This window comes from Microbulbifer agarilyticus S89, assembly GCF_000220505.1.
GTDB lineage: Bacteria > Pseudomonadota > Gammaproteobacteria > Pseudomonadales > Cellvibrionaceae > Microbulbifer > Microbulbifer agarilyticus_B.
On record NZ_AFPJ01000037.1, the window covers coordinates 34689 to 58697 of the forward strand.

General features: G+C 58.0%; 25 protein-coding genes. 5 read left to right on the forward strand and 20 right to left on the reverse strand.

The features are described from left to right. Positions 1-56: 56 nt before the first annotated feature. Positions 57-1118, forward strand: a complete 1062-nt coding sequence (gene ygfZ, locus AS89_RS0112080; RefSeq protein ID WP_010132912.1) for a CAF17-like 4Fe-4S cluster assembly/insertion protein YgfZ — start codon at positions 57-59, stop codon at positions 1116-1118. Between the two features lie 45 nt (positions 1119-1163). Here ygfZ and ung read toward each other — a convergent pair whose 3' ends face one another. The 5 genes from ung to AS89_RS0112105 all read right to left on the reverse strand — a co-directional run bounded on the left by ung (position 1164) and on the right by AS89_RS0112105 (position 4651). Further along, positions 1164-1886, reverse strand: coding sequence for a uracil-DNA glycosylase (gene ung / locus AS89_RS0112085; RefSeq protein WP_010132913.1), 723 nt, complete (start codon positions 1884-1886; stop codon positions 1164-1166). After that, entirely contained in the window at positions 1873-2478 is a 606-nt protein-coding gene (locus tag AS89_RS0112090; protein ID WP_029249988.1) for a uracil-DNA glycosylase family protein, read from the reverse strand. Before AS89_RS0112090 ends, ung begins: the two co-directional genes overlap by 14 nt. A 6-nt stretch (positions 2479-2484) precedes the next feature. Beyond that, positions 2485-3498, reverse strand: coding sequence for a hypothetical protein (locus tag AS89_RS0112095; protein WP_010132916.1), 1014 nt, complete (start codon positions 3496-3498; stop codon positions 2485-2487). Positions 3499-3559: 61 nt separating this feature from the next. Next, positions 3560-4042 (reverse strand): YajQ family cyclic di-GMP-binding protein, encoded by a 483-nt coding sequence (locus AS89_RS0112100; protein WP_010132917.1) that lies wholly within the window; start codon positions 4040-4042, stop codon positions 3560-3562. Between the two features lie 72 nt (positions 4043-4114). Further along, positions 4115-4651, reverse strand: a complete 537-nt coding sequence (locus AS89_RS0112105) for a YaeQ family protein (protein ID WP_010132918.1) — start codon at positions 4649-4651, stop codon at positions 4115-4117. Between the two features lie 161 nt (positions 4652-4812). Between AS89_RS0112105 and AS89_RS0112110 the strand changes: the two genes are divergently transcribed. From AS89_RS0112110 to AS89_RS18455, 4 genes are read left to right on the forward strand one after another with little or no spacing between them, the layout of a single operon-like run. Next, positions 4813-5454, forward strand: a complete 642-nt coding sequence (locus AS89_RS0112110) for a LemA family protein (protein ID WP_010132919.1) — start codon at positions 4813-4815, stop codon at positions 5452-5454. 36 nt (positions 5455-5490) lie between these two features. Continuing rightward, on the forward strand, positions 5491-6243 hold the full coding sequence (locus tag AS89_RS0112115) for a TPM domain-containing protein (protein WP_010132921.1): 753 nt from the start codon (positions 5491-5493) through the stop codon (positions 6241-6243). A 24-nt stretch (positions 6244-6267) separates the two neighbouring features. Next, entirely contained in the window at positions 6268-6879 is a 612-nt protein-coding gene (locus AS89_RS0112120; protein ID WP_010132922.1) for a TPM domain-containing protein, read from the forward strand. Between the two features lie 53 nt (positions 6880-6932). Beyond that, positions 6933-7826, forward strand: a complete 894-nt coding sequence (locus tag AS89_RS18455) for a PDZ domain-containing protein (protein WP_081475726.1) — start codon at positions 6933-6935, stop codon at positions 7824-7826. 18 nt (positions 7827-7844) lie between these two features. Here the strand turns inward: AS89_RS18455 and AS89_RS0112130 are convergent, their stop codons facing one another. From AS89_RS0112130 to ffh, 15 genes are all read right to left on the reverse strand, one after another. Beyond that, positions 7845-8660 carry a hypothetical protein gene (locus tag AS89_RS0112130; RefSeq protein ID WP_138976401.1) on the reverse strand — a complete coding sequence of 272 codons (816 nt, stop codon included), beginning with the start codon at positions 8658-8660 and terminating at the stop codon, positions 7845-7847. Positions 8661-8937: 277 nt separating this feature from the next. Continuing rightward, positions 8938-10425: a lysine--tRNA ligase gene (gene lysS / locus AS89_RS0112135; protein ID WP_010132925.1), complete on the reverse strand. Its 1488-nt coding sequence runs from the start codon at positions 10423-10425 to the stop codon at positions 8938-8940. 236 nt (positions 10426-10661) lie between these two features. Further along, a protein-coding gene (gene prfB / locus AS89_RS0112140) for a peptide chain release factor 2 (RefSeq protein WP_100169375.1) occupies positions 10662-11757 on the reverse strand; the annotation gives its coding sequence in 2 pieces (ribosomal slippage) (positions 10662-11684 and positions 11686-11757; 1095 coding nt in all). A gap of 226 nt (positions 11758-11983) precedes the next feature. Next, positions 11984-12475: a hypothetical protein gene (locus AS89_RS18230; protein WP_010132928.1), complete on the reverse strand. Its 492-nt coding sequence runs from the start codon at positions 12473-12475 to the stop codon at positions 11984-11986. Positions 12476-12551: 76 nt separating this feature from the next. Next, positions 12552-13178, reverse strand: a complete 627-nt coding sequence (locus AS89_RS0112150) for a LysE family translocator (protein WP_010132930.1) — start codon at positions 13176-13178, stop codon at positions 12552-12554. 61 nt (positions 13179-13239) lie between these two features. After that, positions 13240-14148 carry a DMT family transporter gene (locus tag AS89_RS0112155; RefSeq protein WP_010132931.1) on the reverse strand — a complete coding sequence of 303 codons (909 nt, stop codon included), beginning with the start codon at positions 14146-14148 and terminating at the stop codon, positions 13240-13242. A 39-nt stretch (positions 14149-14187) separates the two neighbouring features. Further along, positions 14188-15918: a single-stranded-DNA-specific exonuclease RecJ gene (gene recJ, locus AS89_RS0112160; protein WP_029249993.1), complete on the reverse strand. Its 1731-nt coding sequence runs from the start codon at positions 15916-15918 to the stop codon at positions 14188-14190. An 89-nt stretch (positions 15919-16007) separates the two neighbouring features. After that, a complete protein-coding gene (thrC, locus tag AS89_RS0112165) occupies positions 16008-17399 on the reverse strand; it encodes a threonine synthase (RefSeq protein WP_010132933.1) in 1392 nt (463 codons plus the stop codon). 93 nt (positions 17400-17492) lie between these two features. Continuing rightward, a complete protein-coding gene (locus AS89_RS0112170; RefSeq protein ID WP_029249994.1) occupies positions 17493-18791 on the reverse strand; it encodes a homoserine dehydrogenase in 1299 nt (432 codons plus the stop codon). Positions 18792-19195: 404 nt separating this feature from the next. After that, the gene (locus AS89_RS0112175) at positions 19196-19951 is read right to left on the reverse strand and encodes a DsbC family protein (protein WP_010132936.1); all 756 of its coding nucleotides are present in this window, start codon (positions 19949-19951) and stop codon (positions 19196-19198) included. A gap of 268 nt (positions 19952-20219) precedes the next feature. After that, positions 20220-20573, reverse strand: a complete 354-nt coding sequence (gene rplS / locus AS89_RS0112185) for a 50S ribosomal protein L19 (protein WP_010132937.1) — start codon at positions 20571-20573, stop codon at positions 20220-20222. Between the two features lie 78 nt (positions 20574-20651). Next, the gene (gene trmD / locus AS89_RS0112190) at positions 20652-21419 is read right to left on the reverse strand and encodes a tRNA (guanosine(37)-N1)-methyltransferase TrmD (protein ID WP_010132938.1); all 768 of its coding nucleotides are present in this window, start codon (positions 21417-21419) and stop codon (positions 20652-20654) included. Beyond that, entirely contained in the window at positions 21419-21982 is a 564-nt protein-coding gene (gene rimM / locus AS89_RS0112195) for a ribosome maturation factor RimM (RefSeq protein ID WP_010132939.1), read from the reverse strand. The genes trmD and rimM overlap by 1 nt, the downstream gene beginning before the upstream one ends. Positions 21983-22021: 39 nt before the next feature. Further along, entirely contained in the window at positions 22022-22261 is a 240-nt protein-coding gene (gene rpsP / locus AS89_RS0112200; protein ID WP_010132940.1) for a 30S ribosomal protein S16, read from the reverse strand. A gap of 224 nt (positions 22262-22485) precedes the next feature. Continuing rightward, positions 22486-23910 (reverse strand): signal recognition particle protein, encoded by a 1425-nt coding sequence (gene ffh, locus AS89_RS0112210; RefSeq protein WP_010132942.1) that lies wholly within the window; start codon positions 23908-23910, stop codon positions 22486-22488. Positions 23911-24009: the final 99 nt, after the last annotated feature.

Below are 24009 nucleotides of genomic sequence, written 5' to 3' on the forward strand. Positions count from 1 at the left end.
CTCACGTTGCGCCGCGAAGGCGCCCATATGTACATTTCTCAGGCAGCGAGTTCAGCATGGATCAACAGCAGTGGCAGGATTTTCTCAGCACCCAGGGCGCCCTCTGGCGGGACGGATATGCCGAATTCGTCGACGATGCGCCGGAGAGTAAGGGCGCACTGCGGCTCATCGACCTGAGCCCGCTGGGAGCCATGGCGATCCGAGGCCCCGACAGCCAAAAATTCCTGCAGGGGCAGCTCACCTGCGACCTGGTGAACTTGCCGGACGGACAGCTGACCCTGGGCAGCCACTGCAACCCCAAGGGCCGCATGATCAGTGCCTTCTTCGCACTGAAGCTCAGCCAGAGCGAGTTTGTACTGCTGATGCCACGGGATCTGGTGACCACCGCCCTCGCCGCACTGAAGAAATATGCTGTCTTCTTTAAAACAGAGCTGAGTGACATTAGTGACGAGCAGCGCTGGCTGGCACTGTGCGGCCGCGATGCCTGCCAGGCAGCCAACACACTGCTGGCGCTGTCGAATACCCCCGACTCCGACCTGATCCCCTCCCAGTTACGCCCCTTTGATCACAATGGGCACCCGGGACTCGCCGCCGGCCTGAGCGAGCGCAACGTGGTTGTGCAGATACCCGCGGAACAAGCGGCCGACATATGGCAAAAACTTGCGGGCAACGGGGCTGAACCTGGAAGCTACCAGCAATGGCAGCTGCAGCTGATCGACAGCGGCGTGCCACTGGTCTATCAAAGCACCAGCGAGGAATTCATCCCGCAGATGCTCAACCTGCACCTGCTGGACGCAGTCAGTTTCAAAAAGGGCTGCTACACCGGGCAGGAAGTGGTTGCACGTATGCAGTATCTGGGAGCTAGCAAGCGACGCATGTACCGCGCGCAAATTGACAGTGGCGAGCTGCCGGCAGCCGGCGAAGAAATCTTTACCGCAGCGGGCGGGTCCAGCATCGGCAATATTGTGCAGGCCAGTCCTCATGAGGGCGAAATTGCACTGCTGGCGGTGCTAACCAAGAGCAAAGTGGCGGATGGGGAAAGCCTGCAACTAAAAGATGGCCGCGTACTGGAACTGCTTGAGTTACCGTACGATGCGGATGCCGACCCGTTGGCGTGAACCGGCGCAAGTGCCTATTTCACGCATCGATCTGAAGCGCACAACTTATATTTCTACGGCGACCCGTTGCAGCGTTGCTGCCGGCGGCAAGGACCAATCGATGGGCGCTGCGCCACGCTGCTGTAAATAGGCATTGGCCTGGGAAAACGGCCGTGTACCAAAAAAGCCCCGGTGTGCCGACAGCGGCGATGGGTGCGGGCCGCGCAGCACCAGATGCCGGCGGTTATCGATAAACCCTCCTTTTTTCTGCGCGTAGCTACCCCACAAAATAAACACCAGACCATCACGCTGTTCGGCTAGCGCATGCACTGCCGCGTCGGTAAATTGCTCCCAACCGCGCCCCTGGTGTGCGCCGGCTTTGCTCTCCTCTACGGTCAGCGTGGCATTCAGCAATAAAACGCCCTGCTCCGCCCAGGGCTGCAGGCAACCGTGATCGGGCGGTACGATGCCGAGGTCCGACTCCATTTCTTTGTAAATATTTTTTAGCGATGGTGGAATCCGCACTCCCGGCATTACCGAAAAACACAGGCCGTGTGCCTGCCCCGCGCCGTGATACGGGTCCTGCCCAAGAATCACGACTTTCACCTGGTCGAAGGGCGTGGAATTGAAGGCATTAAAAACCTGTGTACTCGGTGGGAAGATCGATTTACCGGCCTGCTTTTCCTGCTGTAAGAATGCCCGCAACTCGGCCATATACGGCTGATCAAATTGGGATTCCAGCACGGCGTACCAGGATGGGTGAATCTTGATATTTTCAGGAGCCTGCATTATCGACCTTTAAAACCTGGTGAACATGCGCGCGTAACGCCGGCACCACCTCCTGATCGAACCAGGGGCGGCGTTGCAACCACAGGGTATTCCTGGGACTCGGGTGGGGAAGCGGAAAAAAGCCATGGGGCAGTGCATCGGCATAATGCCGCACATTTTCGGTAATGCTGCCATACCAGTGGGGCAGATAGAAGCGCTGGCTATACTGCCCGATCAGCAAGGTCAGCTGGATATTCGGCATGAGCGCCAGCAGGCGACTGTGCCAGGTGGCGGCACACTCTGGCCTGGGGGGAAGATCACCACCCTTGCCACGCCCCGGGTAGCAAAACCCCATGGGCACAATAGCGATGCGCGAACCATCGTAAAAGGTTTCCCGGTCCAGCTGCAGCCAGTCTCGCAGGCGATCCCCGGAGGGATCGTTCCAGGGAATACCGGTCTCGTGTACGCGGGTGCCGGGCGCTTGCCCAACTATCAGTAATTGAGCCGACCTTGCCGCACTCAGAACCGGGCGCGGCCCCCGTGGCAAGTGCTCCTCGCACAGCCGGCAAGCCCGCACATCGTTGAGTAGTTGGTCGAGTTTGGTAGTGGCCAATGGGAACTAAGGCCTCTGCGGTTTACGTGCGCCATTGCGTGGGGAAGCATTGACGAACTCCGGCAAGGCCAGCTGTAACAGCAGGCCGCGGCGGTCTCCAGCGTCCGCAGCGCGGGCCACCCCATTGTTGTCCAGCACCACGAAGATACCCTGTGGGTTAATCGCCAAACCCTCGCCCTTACCAAAGCGGGTATCGCGATACACGAACTCTGGCGCATGCTCAATATCCCGATAGTGCACGCACCACTCGGCAAGTAAGCTGGCTGGCTCCCGTCGACACACGGCAAAGGCGTTGCGTTCCAGGGTGAACAGGCCACCATCGTAGTAGGCCAGTGCGGTAACGTCCTCGGCGCGACCGCGAAAATCGAGGCCGGCCACTCCGGGAAGTGCACGGAAATCCTTGCCCTCGACCTCGTCGCGCTCGAGTCGCAGCAGCCCGCGAGGTTCTCGCTCCAGGGCCACCCAAAAGACGCCCTCTGCCTTTACAAGCCCCTCACTCTCTGCATTAAAAACCTGCAGGTAACCGCGTTCACGGGCAGACTCAGACCAGCGCGGGACCAGCCATTGCGCACGCTTTGCCGCAGAATCAAGCCGCGCGATACGATTGTGTCGCTCACTGAGCAGGTATACGCCCGAGGCATCACAGGTTATACCCTCAAAATCCATGCTCAACGGGGTGCTGGCGTAATGCAGTGCGCGTACTTTTAACGGTACCGGCTGATCGTCTGGTAAATCCGGGCGGGCAAAACGCGCCTTCGGCTCCAGGGTGACGCGCTCGGCACCCTCCCGGACTGGCAAGTGATAAATGTGCTCCGAGGATTTATCCGCAACCGCGAGCAGCTCGCCGTCGCAAAAACTCAGACCGGAAATATCCAGATCTTCACTGCCATCAATCCACCAGGCACCCAGCAGCTTAGCCGGCTTTACCGGTGCGCCACTGGCGTAAGCACCGCTGCCAGCAAGGTACAGAAAAATGCCGGCAACGAGCCAGAAAACGCAGTGACGCATGCAGGAAAACATTGCCACAGGCACTCCTTAAATGGGTACTGCTTAGATAGGCACGCGCTAAATAGCGCTCGCCTCAATCCCGGAAATTATTGAACTGCAGCGGCTGCTCCAGCTCTTTCCCGCGTAACATAGCCATTACCTGCTGCAGGTCATCGCGCTTCTTGCCGGTAACACGCACCGAATCACCCTGAATCGCGGCCTGCACTTTCAGTTTTTCGTCTTTGATGATCTTAACAATCTTTTTTGACAGATCTTTGTCGAGGCCATTCTTCAATGTGACCCCGATCTTAACCAGCTTGCCGGATTGCTCTTCCTCGCCCACATCCATCGCCAGTGGGTCGATATCGCACTTGATCAGTGCCGCACGCAACATATCCACCATCTGGTTTACCTGCATATCGGATTCCGCATGCAGCGTCAGCGCAAACTCCTTCATTTCTACCTGCGCATCCACACCCTTAAAATCAAAACGATTGGTAATGGTGCGGTTTACCTGATCCACCGCATTGGTCAGTTGGTGTTTATCGACTTCTGAAACAATATCGAAAGACGGCATCTTATTCTCCATTAACATGGCCAGTTCACATGGCCCGTTCAAATGCCCCGCACGATCGGCGGGATTACAATTCTATTTCCAGCGCTGCGGTTGCACTTCCACGGTCTGGGTTTCACTCGCCAGCCACAGCTGACCATCCTGGATTGTGGCGGTCAATTCCATGGAGCGCTCCGCCAGGCCGGCGAGCGCCGCACACTGCTCTGGAGGCAGGAAAAACACCTGCAGGTTATCGAAGCGCGCAGTCGCTGCCTCCATCTTCTGCCACCACACCGGTGCCGTGCGCTGGCCATAGGCATAGACCATAACCTGGTCGGCGCGCCCACATGCCTTGCGCACCCGCTCTTCGGCAGGCACGCCCACTTCAATCCAGGTTTCGATTTCCCCACTCAAATTGTGCTGCCAGACATCGGCCTCATCGTCGCTGGAAAGGCCGCGGGTAAACTCCAGGGTTTCGCTGGCATTCAGTGCAAACGCCAGCAGGCGAATCATCATGCGCTCGTCGGTCTCCGAGGGGTGCCGCGCCAGCGTCAGACTGTGCTCCGCATAGTAATCCCGATCCATATCCGCAACCTGCAGTCGCGCTTTGAAAATGGTCGCTTTAAGTGCCATTACCTACTCTCTAACAGCTCTCTCACTGTCGTTCTCACTCCAACCGGAAAACTCTTGTCCGAAAACACCGGATTGAAGACTATTATTGTCTGGTTCGTAACCTACAAAGGCTCGGGGACCAGGGATCAAGGACCAGAGGCCAGGGAAAAAGGACCGACAGCATGAACGCTACTCTCAGACTTTCTCACCGGGAGCACCGCCCGCTCAGCAACCCACGCAGATGGCATCTTGCCCTGATCGCCGTCATTGCCTTTGGGCTCAGTGGTTGCGGCATCAACAACATTCCCAGCTTTGATGAAAATGTGAAAGCCACCTGGGCACAGGTACAGAACCAGTACCAGCGCCGCGCCGACCTGATTCCCAACCTGGTCAAAACCGTCAAGGCCTATGCGGCCCATGAAAAAGAAACGCTGGAGGCAGTCACCGAGGCGCGCGCCAAGGTGAACTCCATGCAGGTCAACTCTGACATTATCAACGATCCGGCGAAACTCCAGCAGTTTGAAGCCGCACAATCTCAATTGAGCAGCGCCCTATCCCGCCTGATGGTAGTCGTTGAACGCTACCCGGACCTCAAGGCCAACCAGAATTTCCTGGCGTTACAATCCCAGCTGGAAGGCACCGAAAACCGTATCAGTGTCGCCCGCCGCGATTATATCGCCGCGGTAGAACGCTACAACCGTGAAATACGCACCTTCCCGGGCAGAATCTGGCACACCGTGCTCTACAGCGATATGCCGCTGCGCGACACCTTCCACGCCACCTCTGAAGATGCAGAAAAGGCGCCGGAGGTCGACTTCCAGTAACCTAGTTCCACTCACTTCGTGGCGGAATCAAGCGCAATGACGATTCGGCGGGTCGCCCTGTTGCTACTGCTGTTGCCCGGCGCCTTGTTGGCATGGGTGGCACTAGCGGACATCCAGTTTCCGACGCTGTCCGGCCGTGTCGTCGACAATGCCAACCTGCTCAGCCAGAGTACGCGCTACCAGTTGACCGAGCGGCTCCAGCAACAGGAGAAGATCAGCAGTAATCAAATCGTGGTGGTTACCCTGCCCGATTTGCAGGGCCAGACCATCGAGGAATATGGCTATCAGCTGGGTCGCCACTGGAAGATCGGTCAGAAAGGCAAAGACAACGGGGTACTGCTAATTGTCGCCCCTCAGGACCGGCAGGTGCGCATTGAGGTCGGGTATGGACTGGAGGGCGCGTTAACCGACGCAATTTCATCCAACATCATTCACACCAAGATATTGCCAGAGTTTCGCACCGGCAACTTCGATGGCGGTGTTACCGCCGGCGTCGAGTCCATTATTGCCGCCACCCAAAATGAGTATGTACCCGAAGCCACCGATAGCGACGACAACCGCCAGCTGGCATTGCTGGTGGGCGTCTTCCTGCTGTTCGTGATGCTGCAGATCTTTGGCGCCTCGGTTCTGGGGGCCCCTGCCGGTAGCAGCGGTTATCGCCGTGGCCGCTACGGTGGCTACTACGGCGGAGGCGGCTTTGGCGGCGGTTATGGTGGTGGCGGCTTTGGCGGTGGATTTGGTGGTGGCGGCGGCGGCTTTGGCGGCGGCGGTGCCTCTGGTGGCTGGTAAAAACGCAGATTGCGATCGCGGATAATGATGTTAAACGCAAATGAGAAACGGAACCTCTCGGAAACCATCAAAGAGGTGGAATCCAAGACCGACGCCGAAGTGGTTACCGTATTGGCTGGCCAGTCCGACAATTATCTGTATATATCCACCCTGTGGGCCGCATTCCTCGCGCTGTTGATAGCACCACTCATGCAGTTTCTGCCCTGGTGGATCGAGTACCAGCAGGCATTCACCTTGCAGTGGATTCTATTTATTGTACTCGCCGTGCTCTTTCGCTGGCGGCCACTCACCATGTGGCTGGTTCCGAAAAAGATCAAATACTGGCGCGCAGCCAACCTCGCCCGCCGGCAATTCCTCGAGCACGAACTGCACAGCACCAAGGACCGCCTCGGCTTATTGATCTTTGTATCCCAGGCCGAACATTATGTCGAAATACTTGCCGACCGCGGCCTCGCAGAGCACATCACCAATGAAGCCTGGCAGGAAATTGTTGAGAACTTTATTCGCGAAGTGCGCAAGGGAAAAACTGGCGAAGCCTTCGTGCACTGTGTCGAGAAGTGTGGTGAGCTACTGGAAGAAGCGGCGCCCGCCACCGTGATCAAGAACGAGCTGCCCAATCACCTAGTCATTCTATAATTTACCGGCATCTTTCCTTCTTTCGACCGCGATAAAAGCTTACAGGTGGTCCAATGCAGCCTTCACTACGCGCTCTCCCTCCCCGGATTCGTAAATACCGAGTCCCCATCGGTATTGGATTGCTGGTGGTCATTGGCACCGCAGTAGCCTTCCTCGACGAATCTGGCGCACAAGTATCAGGGTCACCGACGACGTCCTCACTATTCACTTCTGCAGAGCCAGGTACTCCCAGCCTGGAGTCGCGTCTCGCTTCGGTTGAGGCAACCCTCGATCAGACACTGAAAATCCAGGGGCAACTTCTGGAGCTAGTGAGTGAACTCAGCACGAAGGTAGCGCCGGAATCAGAAACACCCCAGACGCGGCGCGCCAGCATGTCCACAGCACAATCGCCGGCAACCTCTTCACAGGATTATCGCAATCGGCAGCGGAGCGAGAATCGCTTCAGTCGCCAGCGGGGCAATCAGGTCCGGCGCCTGATCGACGCTGGCTTCCCCCCCGAGCGAGCGGCGCTGATCATGGATCGGCAGGAGCGCCTGCAGTACGAGCAGATGCAATACAGTTATGAATATCACCATATGCAGGACAAGCGCTCGGAGCGCGCGGTAGAGCTACAGCAAAAAATCCAGACTTACAGTAATCCTCGCCGTGTATTTGAGCAAGAGCTGAGCCCGGCGGAGTTTGAGCAGTATCTCAATGCGTTTGGTGGACGTACCGAGATGGAAATCGGCAGTATCATCGAATCTGCACCGGCCTATGATGCCGGGCTAAGAGCCGGCGATAAAATCATTCGCTACAACAATCAGCGCGTATTCCATATGGGAGACCTGCGCACACAGGTTTACCAGGCAAAACCCGGTTCCTCCGTTGAGGTGGAAATTCAGCGTCGCGGAAGCTCCTCTACGGAAAAAATCTACCTACCCGCTGGCCCACTGGGCATCCGCGGCTAACGCAAAACAGGTTAACCACTACCACCGCCAGCTAAACGCCACATAGGGCCCGTGCTGATCAACATCGTAGGCAAAGCGACCATCGGCGCGAAAGCTTGAATAGTCAATGCCATAGAACAGATATCCAAAGCGGAGTGCGTGACGCTCGCCGAAATCACGCTCCGCACCCATCAACACGCCCCACTGCAGGTCATCTCCGCCCGCGCCGAAACCGCCAACATCGGCGCGCAGTGCTAATCGCAGGCAACTGGATACCTCAACGCCCGTGCGGAAACCCACGACCGGCTCCCACCAGGTTTCAGTCCCCCCCAACGACTGCTGGATTCCCGGACCCGGTAAAATCTCGAGCGCGAGATTGGTGTCGATTTCCTGCTTCAGGTAATTCCAACGCGCACCGGCCGACAGGTCTAATGCCCAGGGATACCGCACCCCGGCCGGTGATTCAAAGGCTCGGTACATTCCCTGCAGAGACAACCATCCCTGCCGAACATCCACATCGACATTTAAGGTTGCCGTTAGGTCAAGCTCCGGATTCATTGCTGGCGTGAGCGTGGCGCCCTCATCCATGCTCAGCGACACGTAGTACAAATCCGCAAGCACACCAAACCGATTTCGCCGCGCCTCGAAGCGCGTGGCGAAGGCGATATCCAGAATCTCCAAGACATCGGATAGGTTCAGGTCGAGATCGGCCTCGGTACCGGCAACCGTGGAGGTGCCCTGCGTCGACAACGGCAGGAAAAGATAGGGTGTTAGAGAATACTCCCACTCTTCTGAATTCTCGGCATTGGAAACTACGGGTGTAAGAACAAACGACAACAGCAAAAAACCTGACAAGAAGGCTCGCCAAACTGATGCGCATCTCGCCCTAAACAATCCGTTTATGCTGCGGGCCGGCCTGAATTGCATTCCTTCACCCTTAACTCTACATCCATCATCCTTCTGTAACAGTAGAACCAGATAAAGGGCTTTGCTCACTCTGGTGGGGATGGAGTAAACAGTAAAAAGGACAGAGAGGATAAGGCGAGAAAAAACGGAGAAATAGAGGAAGAAAGAAGAGAAAAAGCACCGCCTACATTCTATATCAGCGGTGCCTGTGCGATGGCGAGGGTGATCAGACGCCTTCTGGACGCATATGTGGGAACAGCAATACGTCGCGAATGGATGGGGAATCGGTCAACAGCATTACCAGGCGGTCGATACCGATACCTTCGCCTGCAGTGGGCGGCAGGCCATATTCCAGTGCGCGGATGTAGTCGGCGTCGAAGTGCATGGCTTCGTCATCACCAGCTTCTTTTTCGGCCACCTGCGCCTTGAAGCGCTCCGCCTGATCTTCCGCGTCATTCAGCTCGGAGAAGCCATTGGCGATCTCGCGGCCACCGACGAAAAATTCAAAGCGATCGGTCACAAACGGGTTCTCGTCATTGCGACGGGCCAGCGGGGAGACCTCCGTCGGGTACTCGGTGATAAAGGTCGGCTGGTCGAGGCGGTGCTCAACGGTTTTCTCGAAGATCTCGATTTGGATCTTGCCGAGGCCCCAGATGTCCTTCAGCGGAATCTCCAGACCTTCTGCAACCTTTTTCGCGCTGTCGATATTGTCGATATCGGACGCTTTCAGCTCCGGGTTGTACTTCAGGATGGAGTCGAACACGCTGATGCGGTCGAACGGCTTGGCGAAATCGTAGCTGCTTCCCTGGTAGTTCACGGTGGTGCTGCCCAGTACGTCAGTGCAGATGCCGCGAATCATGGCTTCAGTCAGATCCATCAGGTCGTTGTAATCCGCATACGCCTGGTAGAACTCGAGCATGGTGAACTCGGGGTTGTGGCGTGTGGACAGGCCTTCATTACGGAAGTTACGGTTGATCTCGTAAACCCGCTCGAAGCCACCGACGACCAGACGCTTGAGGTACAGTTCTGGCGCAATACGCAGGTACATGTCGATATCCAGCGCGTTGTGGTGCGTGACAAACGGACGCGCGGTAGCGCCGCCGGGAATCACCTGCAGCATCGGCGTTTCGACTTCCATAAACTGGTTGTTGTTCAGGAAGCTGCGAATGTAGCTGATGACCTCGGAGCGAATGCGGAACACGTCGCGGGATTCCGGGGTGGCAATCAGGTCCACATAGCGCTGGCGGTAGCGCATTTCCTGGTCGGCGATACCGTGGAATTTTTCTGGCAGCGGGCGCAGTGCTTTGGTCAGCAGGCTGTAGTCTTCGCAGTTTACGTAGAGGTCGCCCTTGCCGGATTTGTGCAGGGTGCCTTTTACGCCGACGATGTCGCCAATATCCCAGGTACCCCAACGCTCTTTAATATCTTTCTGCGCGGTTTTATCCGCGTACAGCTGGATGCGATCGGAGACGTCCTGGATCACCATGAAAGGACCACGCTTGGCGAGGATACGACCCGCGACGCAGGCGGTATTGCCTTCAGCTTCCAGCTCTTCCTTGGATTTCTCACCAAACTCTTTCTGCAGGTCGGCGGCGAGGTCTTCGCGGCGAAAGCTGTTCGGGAAGGCATTGCCCTTCTCACGCATGGCGCTCAGTTTGGCGCGGCGCTCGGCGATCAGTTTGTTTTCGTCTTGCGGAGTTGGTGTGTTGGTCATGATCTATCACATGTCGTTTTCGGTGTGGTACGGGTTTCGCAGCTTGTGTAGAGCTCTGTTTCGGCAACCAGGCGGCTGAACACCGGGTATCCCTTTTCGAAACCACTGTGAATACATCCCTGTACGTTGCGTCGGCGACGTCCTGTCGCCGACGCTTTCGAAAAGGGATACCCGGTGCTTCGCCTTCGCTTTGAAGTATTTTTCTTCGTAAGCCAATGGAGACCGGTAACTGAGGCCTACAGCCCTGCTTTCAGGCTCGCCTCAATAAACTGATCCAGGTCCCCGTCCAGCACGGCTTGGCAATTGCTGGTCTGAACACTGGTGCGCAAATCCTTGATGCGCTGGTCGTCCAGTACGTAGGAGCGGATCTGGCTGCCCCAGCCGATGTCGGATTTGCTCTCTTCCATCGCCTGTTTTTCGGCGTTGCGCTTCTGCATCTCCTGCTCGTAGAGCTTGGCGCGCAGCATCTTCCACGCTTTGTCGCGGTTCTGGTGCTGGGAGCGCTCACTCTGACAAGCCACGACAATGCCGGATTCGATATGGGTCAAACGCACCGCAGAGTCGGTTTTGTTCACGTGCTGACCACCGGCGCCGGAAGCGCGGTAGGTGTCTTCGCGCACCTGGGACTTGTCCACTTCAATTTCGATGTTGTCGTCAATCTCGGGAGAGACGAAAACAGAGGTAAACGAGGTGTGACGGCGGTTGCCGGAATCGAACGGAGACTTGCGCACCAGGCGGTGTACGCCGGTTTCGGTGCGCAGCCAGCCGAAGGCGTATTCGCCCTGAAAGTGGATGGTGGCACTCTTGATGCCCGCAACTTCACCGGCAGAGGCTTCTTCCAGGGTGGTTTTGAAGCCGTGGGCTTCACCCCAACGCAGGTACATGCGCAGCAGCATTTCGGCCCAGTCCTGGGCTTCGGTGCCACCGGAGCCGGCCTGGATATCCAGATAGGCGTTGTTGGGGTCGGTCTCGCCGGAGAACATGCGACGGAACTCGAGGGTTTCCAGCTGCTGCTGGAGGTTGCCGAGCTCACTGGAGACTTCTTCGACAGAGTCTTCGTCGTCTTCTTCCACGGCCATTTCGAGGAGTTCACGGCAGTCGCTGATGCCGCTATCGAGGTCGTCGATGGTTTTCACCACGGCTTCCAGGGAGGAGCGTTCACGGCCCAGTTCCTGGGCGCGGTCGGGTTCGTCCCAGACACTGGGCTCGGCCAGTTCCAGTTCGACCTCGGTCAGGCGTTCTTTCTTGCCAGCGTAGTCAAAGATACCCCCTAAGAACGTCGGTGCGCTCTTCGAGGTCTTTCATCTGGTTTAGAAGCGGATTGATTTCCATAGATGCGTCGGCTTCTGTCGGTTAAATTCGGGCGCGCATTCTACCTCAGGATGGGTTGGGAAATAAGGGGGCACCGCTGTTGAGACCGCGGAATCACGCTCTTTTCCCAGGGATGCGTGCCGCGAATGCAGGCAGAGCCGACATACGCGCTGGAACCCGCAGGGCTGGCGAAAAGGTGGTGCGGCAGCACCGCAATTGCGCCAGCAGCGCAGACGCGGGCGCCCGATTAGCGGGGCGCTGGGCCGCCAGAGGCCTCTTGAGGGCAATCGCCGAACTGGTATTGGCCCGGTTTGGCAGGATCAAACCCGAGCTCAAGCGCGGCATCGAGAAATCCTGCGGGAATTTTGTGGATCAGCACATCCCCGGTTGCGCCGCCACAGACGCTCGGATACATGCGGTCGGTACGGGTGGCGCAGCGGCTCTCCTGAACCTTGATGCCGTTTTCCACCAGTTGCGCAGAACTTGCCTGCAGGCTGCGCCCGCCGCCTTCACACTGACGGTTACCACGCGCTTGCATCACCCACATATTGGTATCGGTCGAGGTTTGGGTTCCGGCGGCGGCCTGCGGCTCCGCGGTCGCCGGCGCCTGCTTCTCTTCCTTGGATGGCGCCGCATCATTTGGCTTGCTGGCCGCAGTTTTGTCGCGGGCCGTGTCACAGCCCACCACCGCGATGGCCATCGAGGCGACAACCACCATTCGAATCAGAGTCTGGTACATGTTTGCTCTCCTTTGCTCTACCCACTCACGCACGATCAGATAGACGTGAGCCGGGTGTTTCCTTACGGGCTTACGTTCAGCTTAGCGCGAGCCACACCCCGACGCCCATCATCAGGGAGCCCGCGATACGATTCATCAGTTTGACGCTCTCGGCGCGCTGCAGCAGGCGGCTCAAGCTATAACCACCGCTGGCGTAAATCAGCATGCACGCAAACTCCATCAGCAGGATCAAACTGAGCAATACCACCATCTGCGGCAGCACAGGCTGGCTCTGGCTAATAAACGGCGGCAGTAGCGCGACGAAGAATGCCCACCCTTTAGGGTTGGCTACCGCGGTGACAAAACCCTGCGACACCAGGGACTGCGCCGGAATAGACAGCGACATCTGGCCGGGCGATTCCGCCAGCGCCATTTGCCCCTGTGAGCGCCACATCTGCACACCCAGATAAGCGAGGTACGCGGCGCCACAATATTTAAACAGCTGGAACGCCTGCGGGTATTGCAACATAAACGCGGCAATCCCCACTACGGTGGCAACGGCCACCAGCGCAACCCCGGCCAACTCTCCCAGCATCATCCACAAAGTACGCCTGACGCCCAGTGCCATACCCATGGTGAGTGCCAGTGTCATGCACATGCCCGGCGTAAGTGAGACAAAGAAAAACGTGGGAATGAATACCGCCAATACGGACAAATCAATCACTCAGCACAACCTCCACTGCCGAATACTCGCTTAATAGCTCTCACCAAACTTCAATGGAGCGTTAATGATGCGTTCCGTTATGATTGCCGTAGTGACTGACAAACATACCCGCCAGCATCAGGCCACAGCCCACCAGCTCTTTCGCGCTGAGCAATTCATTCAAAAACAGCCAGCCAGCGGCCACTGCGAACACCGACTCCAGGCTCATAATGACGGTGGCGTGGGATGGCGCCGCGTTGCGCTGCCCCAATAACTGGAAAGTGAACGCGATCGCGGTGGAGAAGACCATCATGTACGCGATCGGCCAGGCGGCATCCCAGGCGGCCTGCAGGGTGGGCTGTTCGATCAGCAACGATGCAATCGCCGACAACACGCCACACACCAAGAACTGAATCGCCGCCAGTCGCAGTGCATCAAAGCGATGCACGAAATAGTCCGCCGAGAGTACCTGAATCGCAAACACAAAGGCGCTGGCGAACACCATCAGGTCACCAATCAACTGCGCTTCTTCACTGAAATCTGCCAGCCAGTACAGCCCGAACAGCGCCAGGGCCACCCCTGCCCACGTCCAGCGGTTGGTCTTATGGCCGAGAGACAAACCGATAATCGGCACCAGCAGCAAGTAAAAGCCAGTAATAAAACCGGCGCGTCCCGCGGTGGTATACAGCAGGCTGGCCTGCTGTAGCGCCGCGCCTAAAAACAACCAGAATCCAAGCACAGCCCCACCGGGGAGGCACTTGCGCCAAGAGTGCAGCACGTCACTGCCCTCCTCCATCGCCACCTGCGCCCTGCGTGCGCCTAGCCAATACACAATGGGGATCAGCAACAACCCACCCAGAAAGAAGCGCCACGCGTTAAATGCCAGCGGCTCAATATGTGCCATGGCAATTTTCTGGGGCACAAAGGCAACGCCCCAGAACAGCGCAGCCAATAACAGCAGCAACTCCGCTTTCGCCTGTTTCTGTTTCATACGACTTCCAAAATAAAAAGCGCGCCTACCCGCCAGCAATCACACCGGCTGGATATGGCTGACCATCAGCTGCAAGGACTGACGGCCGCGAAATTCGTTGATATCGAGTTTGAATGCCAAGTGGACTCGTTCAGCCTGGGACGGCCACATGTCCGTATCCACGTTGAAGGCAATCGCGTCCAGTGCTTTTTGCGGCGCATCTGCTGGCGCGACCACCATCTTGAGGTGTCGCTCGCCGACAATGCGCTGCTGCAACAACAAAAATTCACCGTCAAATTCCGGCTCGGGAAAGCCCTGCCCCCAGGGGGCACAACTGCGCAGGAGCCCAGCGGTTTCCATGGTGAATTCACTCTCGTGCAGAGCACCGTCGGTTTCAATCACCGCCTGCAGCTGCGACTCCTCGATACGATTGCGCACCGCGGCTTCGAACGCCTCCTTGAATGCCGCAAGCTTTTCCAGCGGAAGGCTGAGCCCCGCGGCCATGGCGTGACCGCCAAACTTGCTGATCAAGTCCGGATGCGCGGCCGCCACGTCACTCAAAGCATCGCGGATATGCAACCCGGGTATCGAGCGTGCAGATCCCTTCACCAGATCGTTGTCGCCATCGGCAAAAGCGATCACCGGACGGTGAAACTTTTCCTTGATACGGCTGGCGAGAATACCGACAACACCCTGGTGCCAGGCGCTGTCGTAGAGGCACAGGCTCCAGGGCAGCCCATCCTCCGCCAGCTGTAACTGGTCGAGGGCAGCCATGGCTTCGCGCTGCATGCCCGCCTCAATCGCTTTGCGGTCGCGGTTCAGGCCGTCCAGCTCCACCGCCAGCTCGCGGGCTTCCTCCGGGTCCTCGGTGAGCAGGCAGCGAATACCGGTACCGATATCGTCCAGACGCCCGGCTGCATTGATGCGCGGCCCCAGGATAAAACCGATATCGCCGGTGGAGAGTCGCTGAATATTGCGCCCGGCGACGTCCATCAGTGCCCGGATACCCGGGCGACAGCGGCCCGCGCGGATCCGCGCAATCCCCTGATGCACGAGAATACGATTGTTGTGATCCAGCGGCACCAGGTCTGCCACCGTTCCCAGCGCAACCAGGTCCAGGTACTCCGCCATATTCGGCGCCGCAATACCGGTTTCCTCGAACCAGCCAGTGGCTTGCAGGGCGCTTCTCACCCGACTCAGCAGGTAGAAAATGACCCCGACACCGGCAAGGTTTTTACTGGGGAAGTCGCAATCGGGCTGGTTGGGATTGACGATGGCATCCGCCCTGGGCAACTCCTGTCCGGGCAAGTGGTGGTCGGTGACGATCACCTTGAGACCGGCGGCGCGCGCAGCCTCAACACCATCGATGCTACTGATACCGTTGTCCACGGTGATCAGCAGGTCCGGGTTGTACTCCCGGGCCACTTCAACGATTTCCGGGGTCAGGCCGTAGCCGAACTCAAACCGGTTCGGCACTAGGAAATCCACCGGGCCCGCACCCAGCGCACCCAGTGCCAGCACCGCGAGCGTACTGCTGGTTGCGCCGTCCGCGTCAAAGTCACCAACAATCAGAATCTTCTGCTGACTGCGTACAACCTCGCACAGCAACGCCACCGCGGCTTCCATACCGCGCATATTTGCCGGGCTGTGCAGGCGCGCAAGCTGGTGCTCCAGTGCATCTTCACTGTGAACACCGCGGCCCAGCAGCACGCGCTGGAGAATTTCAGGGGTAGAAGACGTAAAACGGCCAGAGGAGAAGTCCACTGGCCGTCGTCGAATAATCGCGCTCATCGCATCCGGTCGCTCAGGTTCCTGGGGGGCCGGCTTTACTCCGGCAAGCCCCCCATTCTACCCGGACACAGGCACCGCTCAAGCGGCGGTTAAGCGAGTGCGCTGGAGATAAAATCGTGTACCGCAGAAAGTTCGTTTGGCAGGATTTGTAACCGCTCTTCCCTCTCCATCAGATCTGCCATGTGATGTGGCAGAGGCACCTTGGTACCCGGCAGTGCCTTATCCACCGCTTCGCTGAACTTGGCCGGATGTGCGGTAGCCAGGCAGACCATGGGTTCCGCCAGCGACTTGCGTGCCTCGCGTGCCGCTTCCACGCCAATGGCGGTATGCGGGTCCAGCAGGTATCCGGTGGATTCAAACACCTCGCGGATCACCTCAACCGTACGCTCGTCACCCACACGTTCGGAGGCAAACAGGGTGCGGGCCTTCTCCAGAACACTGTCGTCCAGCTTGAGCGGTGCACTGCGGTCTGCCAGCAAGCGGGCAACCGCCGCACCATCGCGACCATGCAGGTCGAACAACAGGCGCTCAAAATTACTGGAAACCATAATATCCATGCTCGGGGACAGACTGTGCACCAGCGGCTGCGGCGAGTGATCGTTGGCACTGATGCAGCGGTGCAGAATGTCGTTGGCATTGGTCGCGATCACCAGCTGGTTGATCGGCAGCCCCATGCCGCGGGCCAGGTAACCGGCAAAAATGTCGCCAAAGTTACCGGTGGGCACAGAAAAGTTGACCGCACGGTGCGGCCCGCCAAGGCTCAGCGCCGCGTGGAAGTAGTAGACGATCTGGGCCATGATCCGCGCCCAGTTAATCGAGTTGACCGCCACCAGGCGGCGACCGTCGGGCAGGAACGACTGGTCCGCAAAGCTCGCCTTGACCATGTTCTGGCAGTCGTCAAAGTTACCCTCAAGGGCAATATTGAACACGTTGTCGGACAGCACCGAGGTCATCTGCTTGCGCTGCACTTCCGACACACGGTTATGCGGGTGCATGATGAAAATATCGATGTTTTCGCAGTGACGGCAGCCCTCAATGGCCGCAGAACCGGTATCACCGGAAGTCGCGCCGAGTACCACGACTTTTTCACCGCGCTTCTTCAACAGCAAGTCGAACAGCTGGCCAAGGAACTGCAGGGCAAAATCCTTGAACGCCAGGGTCGGCCCCTGAAACAGCTCCATCACCCATTCGTTGTGACCGGTCTGCACCAGCGGCGCAATGGCGGAGTGACGGAAGCTGCTGTAGGCGCGCTCAATCACGCCGCGCATTTCCTCTTCACTCAGATCCTCGGATACAAACGGCCACATAATGCGGAAGGCCAGTTCCTCATAGCTGAGGCCGGCCATTTCCGCGATTTCCTCGCGGGTGAAGCTGGGCAATTTTTCCGGCACATACAGACCGCCGTCGCTGGCAAGCCCGGTCAGAACGGTGTCGGCAAAACTCAAGGACGGCGCGTGGCCGCGGGTACTGATAAATTTCACGGTAATTCGATTTGACGCAATAGCTTGATGAATAGAGCACCGGCGAGCGGGTAATCCGCTCACCGGCGTTTGAGTTGTTGTAGCGGCAGGTACTTAGCCCAGCGGTTCGACGCGAATGCGCACCACAGGCCCCTGAATCGTATCCAGCGCCTCGATCTGGCTGACCGCTTCCTGCAGCTGGGCCTCACGCGCGCGGCTGGTCAGCAGCACCACCGGCACCAGCTCTTCGCCTTCCGCAGGCTCGTGCTGAATCAGCGCTTCAATACTGATGCCCTGCTCACTACAGATGGTTGCGACCTTGGACATGACACCCGGCTTATCGAACGCAGAAATACGCATGTAGTAGCTGGTTTCCGCATCGTCCATTGACAGAACTTCGTCCAGGTCGCCCTGGCTTTCCTGGGTCACACCGGCAAGCGGTACGCGCTGATCCGGGCGCACGTTGAGCGTGCGCGCCACATCCACGATATCGGCAATAACGGCCGACGCTGTTGCCTCGGCACCGGCACCGGCACCGTAGTACAACGTTGGGCCAACCGCATCGCCATTCACTAGCACCGCATTCATGACCCCGTTCACGTTGGCAATCAGGCGACGCTGGGGAATCAGCGTGGGATGCACGCGCAGCTCGACACCCTCGCCGGTGCGGCGGGCAATGCCAAGATGCTTAATGCGGTAACCCAGCTCGTCTGCATACTGGATATCTTCTTTGGCGACACCGCTGATTCCTTCGGTGAACACCTTGTCAAACGCCAACGGCATGCCGAAAGCGAGTGACGCCATAATCACCAATTTATGAGCGGCATCGATACCTTCCACATCAAAGGTGGGATCAGCTTCGGCATAACCCAGAGCCTGCGCCTGTGCCAAAGCCTCATCAAAGCTGCGGCCTTTCTCGCGCATCTCGGTCAGGATGTAGTTGCCGGTGCCATTGATAATGCCCGCCAACCACAGGATGCGGTTGCCGGCCAGGCCTTCGCGCAGGGACTTGATAATAGGGATGCCACCGGCGACAGCAGCCTCGTAGGCGATAGTCACACCTTTGGCGGCGGCGGCAGCAAATAACTCATTGCCGTGCTCGGCGATTAACGCCTTATTCGCGGTCACTACGTGCTTGCCGTTGGCTATCGCGGTCAATACCAACTCGCGCGCCACGGTAGTACCGCCGATCAGCTCCACCAACACATCCACGTCGGGGTTGTTGGCGACGTCAAAAATCTCGCGGGAGACATTGATACTGCTGGTATCGCAGTCCGGGTTGTCCCGGCGTGCACCAACTTGCACGATCTCCACCGGGCGGCCACAGCGCGCAGCAATTTCCGCGCTATTGCGCGTTAAGACATTGACTGTCCCGCCACCCACGGTTCCGAGACCACAGATACCAATTTTCACGGCGGCAGGCGCAGGGGTATCTGAGGCGGATTCACGACCCGCGAATGTGGAGTTTTCTGAGACCTTGGTGGCTTCGTCGGCAAATGCGCTCACAACTTCCCTCCGCGCATGACTACTACCAACCACTAACGAGTTGGCACACAGCGCAATAACTGGCGTATAAATCGAAAAAAGGCCGACAACCTTACTGAGATATGGGGGAAATTGTCAATTAAATTGCGCCAGACGACCAGTAAAGCACCAAGCTGATCAGGCATTCACCGATCGAGTAGCGCCAGTCCCCGAATCCGGAAATGCAAACCAGAAACCAGACACCAGAAACAAAAAAGGGCCGGCAAAAAGCCGGCCCTTCTCGCGCCCGGAGGAAAAACCCTCAAGGCGTCGCGGAAAGCGATGCTGGCGGATCAGATACCCAAGGCTTTGGCCAGGGTCTCCGGCGGCACGTAACCCGGCACCACGGTGCCGTCTTCCATCACGATGGTCGGAGTTCCGCGCACATCGATGGCTTCATTTCCCAGCTTGTATTGCGCAGCGACCGGGTTGTCGTTACACACCTTGAGCGGCACGTTCTTGCGATTTTTCAGGTCGGTAAGCGTCTTGTTGGGATCATCCGCACACCAGGCCGTGGCCACCTTGCGATAACCCACGGAGTTGAGCCCGGCACGCGGGAATGCCAGGTAGCGCACCTCGATACCACGGCGATTCAGCTCAGGCACGTCGTCATGCAGCTTGCGGCAGTAGCCACAATCTACGTCCGTGAACACGTAGACATGGGCCTTGGTCTCCCCTTTGGGAGAAAACACGATCATTTCACCCAGGTCCTGCTCGCCCATGACCTTGGCGCGATTCTTACCGCGACGCTGCTCAGACAGGTTAACTACGCGCTGGGGAGTGACCTCAAAAAGGTCACCGGCAATAAAATGACCGCCGTCCTTGGATACAAACAAGACATTGCCACCATTGACCTCCACCTCGTAGAGCCCCGGCATGGCACTCTCGCGCACCTCGCCAAAGTTGGCTCCCGGGTTACCCGCCGTCAACTTGGCTTTGATCTGCTTCGCCACCGCGTCATCAACAGCAACAGCAGACTGCGCCAGCATCAGTGCGGCGGTGGCAGCCAGTGCGGCGAGAGGCTTCAGTGGCTTGGCTAGAAAATTCATGATGGAGCTACTCCGGTGTTATTCGTCACGGTTAACCCGCGCCAGACTTTATACTCTGACCATCCAGACGGGGGCAGGTTCCAGCCCAGTATGGCATTCAACCAATCAAACGTTTGTGCTTTTGTGGGCGTTTGACGCGTTTTACTACACAATCACCGCAAACGCCAAATTCGCGGCGAAAGTGCGAATAAAGAGCGCGACGGGAAGCACAAAACGACAGGCATAAAAAAACCGGAGCCAGGCTCCGGTTTTTTCGAACAAGAAAAACTTACTTGGCCAGTTTTTCTTTGATTCGAGCTGCTTTACCAGTCAGGCTGCGCAGGTAGTACAGCTTGGCCTGGCGAACGTCACCGCGACGCTTCACAGAGATGCTGTCAACCAGCGGGCTGTGGGTCTGGAAGGTACGCTCAACGCCAACGCCGTGAGAGATTTTACGCACGGTGAAGGAAGAGTTCAGGCCGCGGTTACGCTTGCCGATCACAACACCTTCAAACGCCTGCAGACGCTCACGGTTACCTTCTTTTACTTTTACCTGAACAACGATGGTGTCGCCCGGTGCAAAAGCTGGCAGTTCGGATTTCAGCTGTTCTTGTTCCAGCTGCTGAATGATCTTGTTGGTCATTTGGAGTTCTCCAAAAGGGTTTTGTGTAGCCTCTCGGCTAGATCGCCGAATTACTCTCGCCTCACGGCGAATTCGACATTAATCCTGTTCATCCGGTGCAGATTCCTGGAGGAACTCCTCCAGCAATTGCGCCTGCTCCGGAGACAGCGCCAGCGCTTCAAGCAAGTCTGGGCGACGCTGCTGCGTGCGACCCAGCGCCTGCTTCAGGCGCCAGCGGCGAATCTTTTCATGGTTCCCGGAGAGCAACACCTCCGGTACCGACCTGCCCGCAAATTCTTCCGGGCGGGTAAAGTGTGGGCAATCCAACAACCCCTGCGCGAAAGAATCTTCCACCGCGGACAAGTTGTGCCCCAGCGCACCTGGAATCAGCCGCGTAACCGCATCCACCATCACCATGGCCGCCAGTTCGCCGCCGCTCAGTACGTAATCACCGATCGACCATTCTTCATCGATCAGGGACTCGACGATGCGCTCATCAATCCCCTCGTAGCGCCCGGCCAATAAAACCAGGTTGCCCGATTGGGAGAGCTGCTCCACACCCTGTTGATCCAGCTGCCGCCCCTGCGGGGACAGATAAATCGACCTGGCGGGTCCAGTTTCTTCAGCCCAACGACGCGCCTCACCCAAAGCCTGGGACAAGGGCTCGGCCAGCATCACCATGCCCGGACCACCGCCATAGGGGCGATCGTCCACGGTGCGATGCCGATCACTGGTGAAATCCCGCGGATTCCAGCAGCGAACTTCCAACAGGCCGTCTTTCACTGCCCGACCGGTAATACCGTAATCGGTCAGGGCTGCGAACATCTCCGGAAAGATGCTCACCAGCGCTACGCGCTTGGCCGCCATTAGAACTCAGGGTCCCAATTGACGGTAATCACGCCGGCCTCGAGGTCGACCTCGGTGATGAATTCGCCGGGAATGTACGGAATCAGGCGCTCTCGCCCGTCGTCACCCCCGCGCACCACCATCACATCATTGGCGCCTGTTTCCATCAGCCGGGCGACCTCACCGAAGCGGGTTTCCTGCCCTTCAAACACACTTACCACCTGCAGCCCCTGTAACTGGTGCCAGTAGTACTCGCCGTCATCCAGTTGTGGCATTTCGCCACCGACGACAGCGATATCTCGCTGACAAAACTGCGCGGCGATATCCCGATCATCCACATCCTTGATGTGAATAATCAGCCCCTTGCCGTGACGCTTGCCAGCGTCAATCTCCAGAGGCTGCCACTGGGAAACTCCCTTAGCGGGATTAGCGGCAGGATTCTGCAGCCACCAGCGCGAGTACTGCAGTATGTTTTCCATTGGCTCAGTATAGGAATGCACCTTTACCCAGCCACGGACTCCGTAAACCGAGGTAATGCGCCCTACCGTGACCAATTCTTCGCTATTTACCGAATGCTCAGCCACTGGCACACCCCGGAATACAGATGATCAGGGATCAAAGAATCAGGCAGATTCTTTCAGCAGCTTGCTGACGCGGTCAGACAGCTGGGCGCCTTGGCCTACCCAGAACTCAACGCGATCACGGTCGACGCGCAGACGCTCTTCCTGGCCACGAGCAACCGGGTTGAAGAAGCCAACACGCTCGATGAAACGACCGTCGCGAGATTTGCGGCTGTCGGTCACAGTCAGGTGATAAAACGGGCGCTTCTTCGCACCGCCACGAGCCAAACGAATGGTTACCATGTAGCTATCCTGTAGTTTCAACACTAACCGGTCAGGAAAGTTGACCGGAACATCCCGCCTCTCGGCGGTAATATCAGATACCGCCGAAGCGGAAATCTGCTTTTAAATCAATGTTCAACGAGTCGGAGCCCGCTGAAAGGCGGCGTATTCTAATGTACGCAACCGGGTTTGTATAGCGGCGAATCCGCTGCCAGCGCCAACTATCTTCCGGCACCCACATCCGGTCACTTTTTCTTGAGCCCCGGGGGCAAACCGCCCGGCATACCGCCCATACCACCAGGCATGCCACCGCCGCCCATGCCACCCATTCCGGGCAGGCCACCGAGACCGCGCATCATCTTGCCCATGCCGCCGCCCTTGAGCTTCTTCATCATCTTGCCCATCTGCTTGTGCTGCTTGAGCAGGCGGTTCAGATCCTGGATCTGAGTGCCGGAGCCGGCAGTGATGCGGCGCTTGCGCGAGCCACTCAAAATATCCGGGTTGCGGCGCTCTTCCGGCGTCATGGAGCTGATAAGCGCATCCATACGACGGAATTCCTTACCCATATCAGCCTGCTGCGCTGCCTGGGCAAGACCACCCATTCCCGGCATCTTGTCCATCAGCGCACCCAGGCCGCCCATATTCTGCATTTGCTGTAGCTGGTCACGCAGGTCTTCCAGGTCGAAACCCTTGCCCTTCTGCACTTTCTTAACCAGCTTCTCGGCTTTCGCCTTGTCGATGGTCTGCTCGGCCTGCTCGATCAGCGACAGGATGTCACCCATGCCGAGAATCCGGGAGGCGATACGGTCCGGGTGGAAGGTTTCCAGCGCATCGGTTTTCTCGCCGACACCAATAAATTTAATCGGCTTGCCAGTCACGTGACGCACAGACAGCGCCGCACCGCCGCGGGCGTCACCATCTGCCTTGGTCAGGATCACACCGGTCAGTGGCAGAGCATCATTGAAAGCACTCGCCGTGTTCACCGCATCCTGACCAATCATGGCGTCGATAACGAACAGGGTTTCCGCGGGATCCAGGAACCCGTGCAGCTCGCGAATCTCGCCCATCAACTCCTCGTCGACGTGCAGGCGACCGGCAGTATCCACGATCAGCACATCGGCAAACTGCTTGCGCGCCGCGTCCACCGCCTGACGGGCGATATCAATGGGCTTTTGCTCAGGCTGCGAGGGCTGGAAGATTGCGCCCACTTCGCCTGCGAGGGTTTCCAACTGCTTGATGGCCGCGGGGCGGTAAACGTCCGCACTCACCACCATTACTTTTTTCTTTTCCCGCTCCTGCAGGTATTGGGCAAGCTTGGCAACGCTGGTGGTTTTACCGGCGCCCTGCAGGCCTGCCATCAGGATCACCGCCGGCGGCTGTACGGCGAGGTTCAGCGGGGTCGCCGCCTCACCCATTACCTTGACCAGCTCATCCTGTACGATTTTGACGAACTGTTGACCCGGGTTCAGCGCCTTGCTGACCTTCTGGCCCACGGCCGCGGTCCGCACCTGCTGTACGAATGCCTTGACCACCGGCAACGCCACATCCGCCTCCAGCAGCGCCTTGCGCACCTCGCGCAGCGTGTCACGGATATTGTCATCCGTCAGGCGGGCCTTACCTGTGACTTTCTTCAGTGCCGACGATAATCGGTCGCTCAGGTTATCGAACATATCACCTTCTCAAATCGTAAACGCCTCGGTACCGCACAGCTTACAGAGCATCCCCAGGGCAACCCCAGAGCAAATCGAAAGCGCACAAGAGGGTACCGG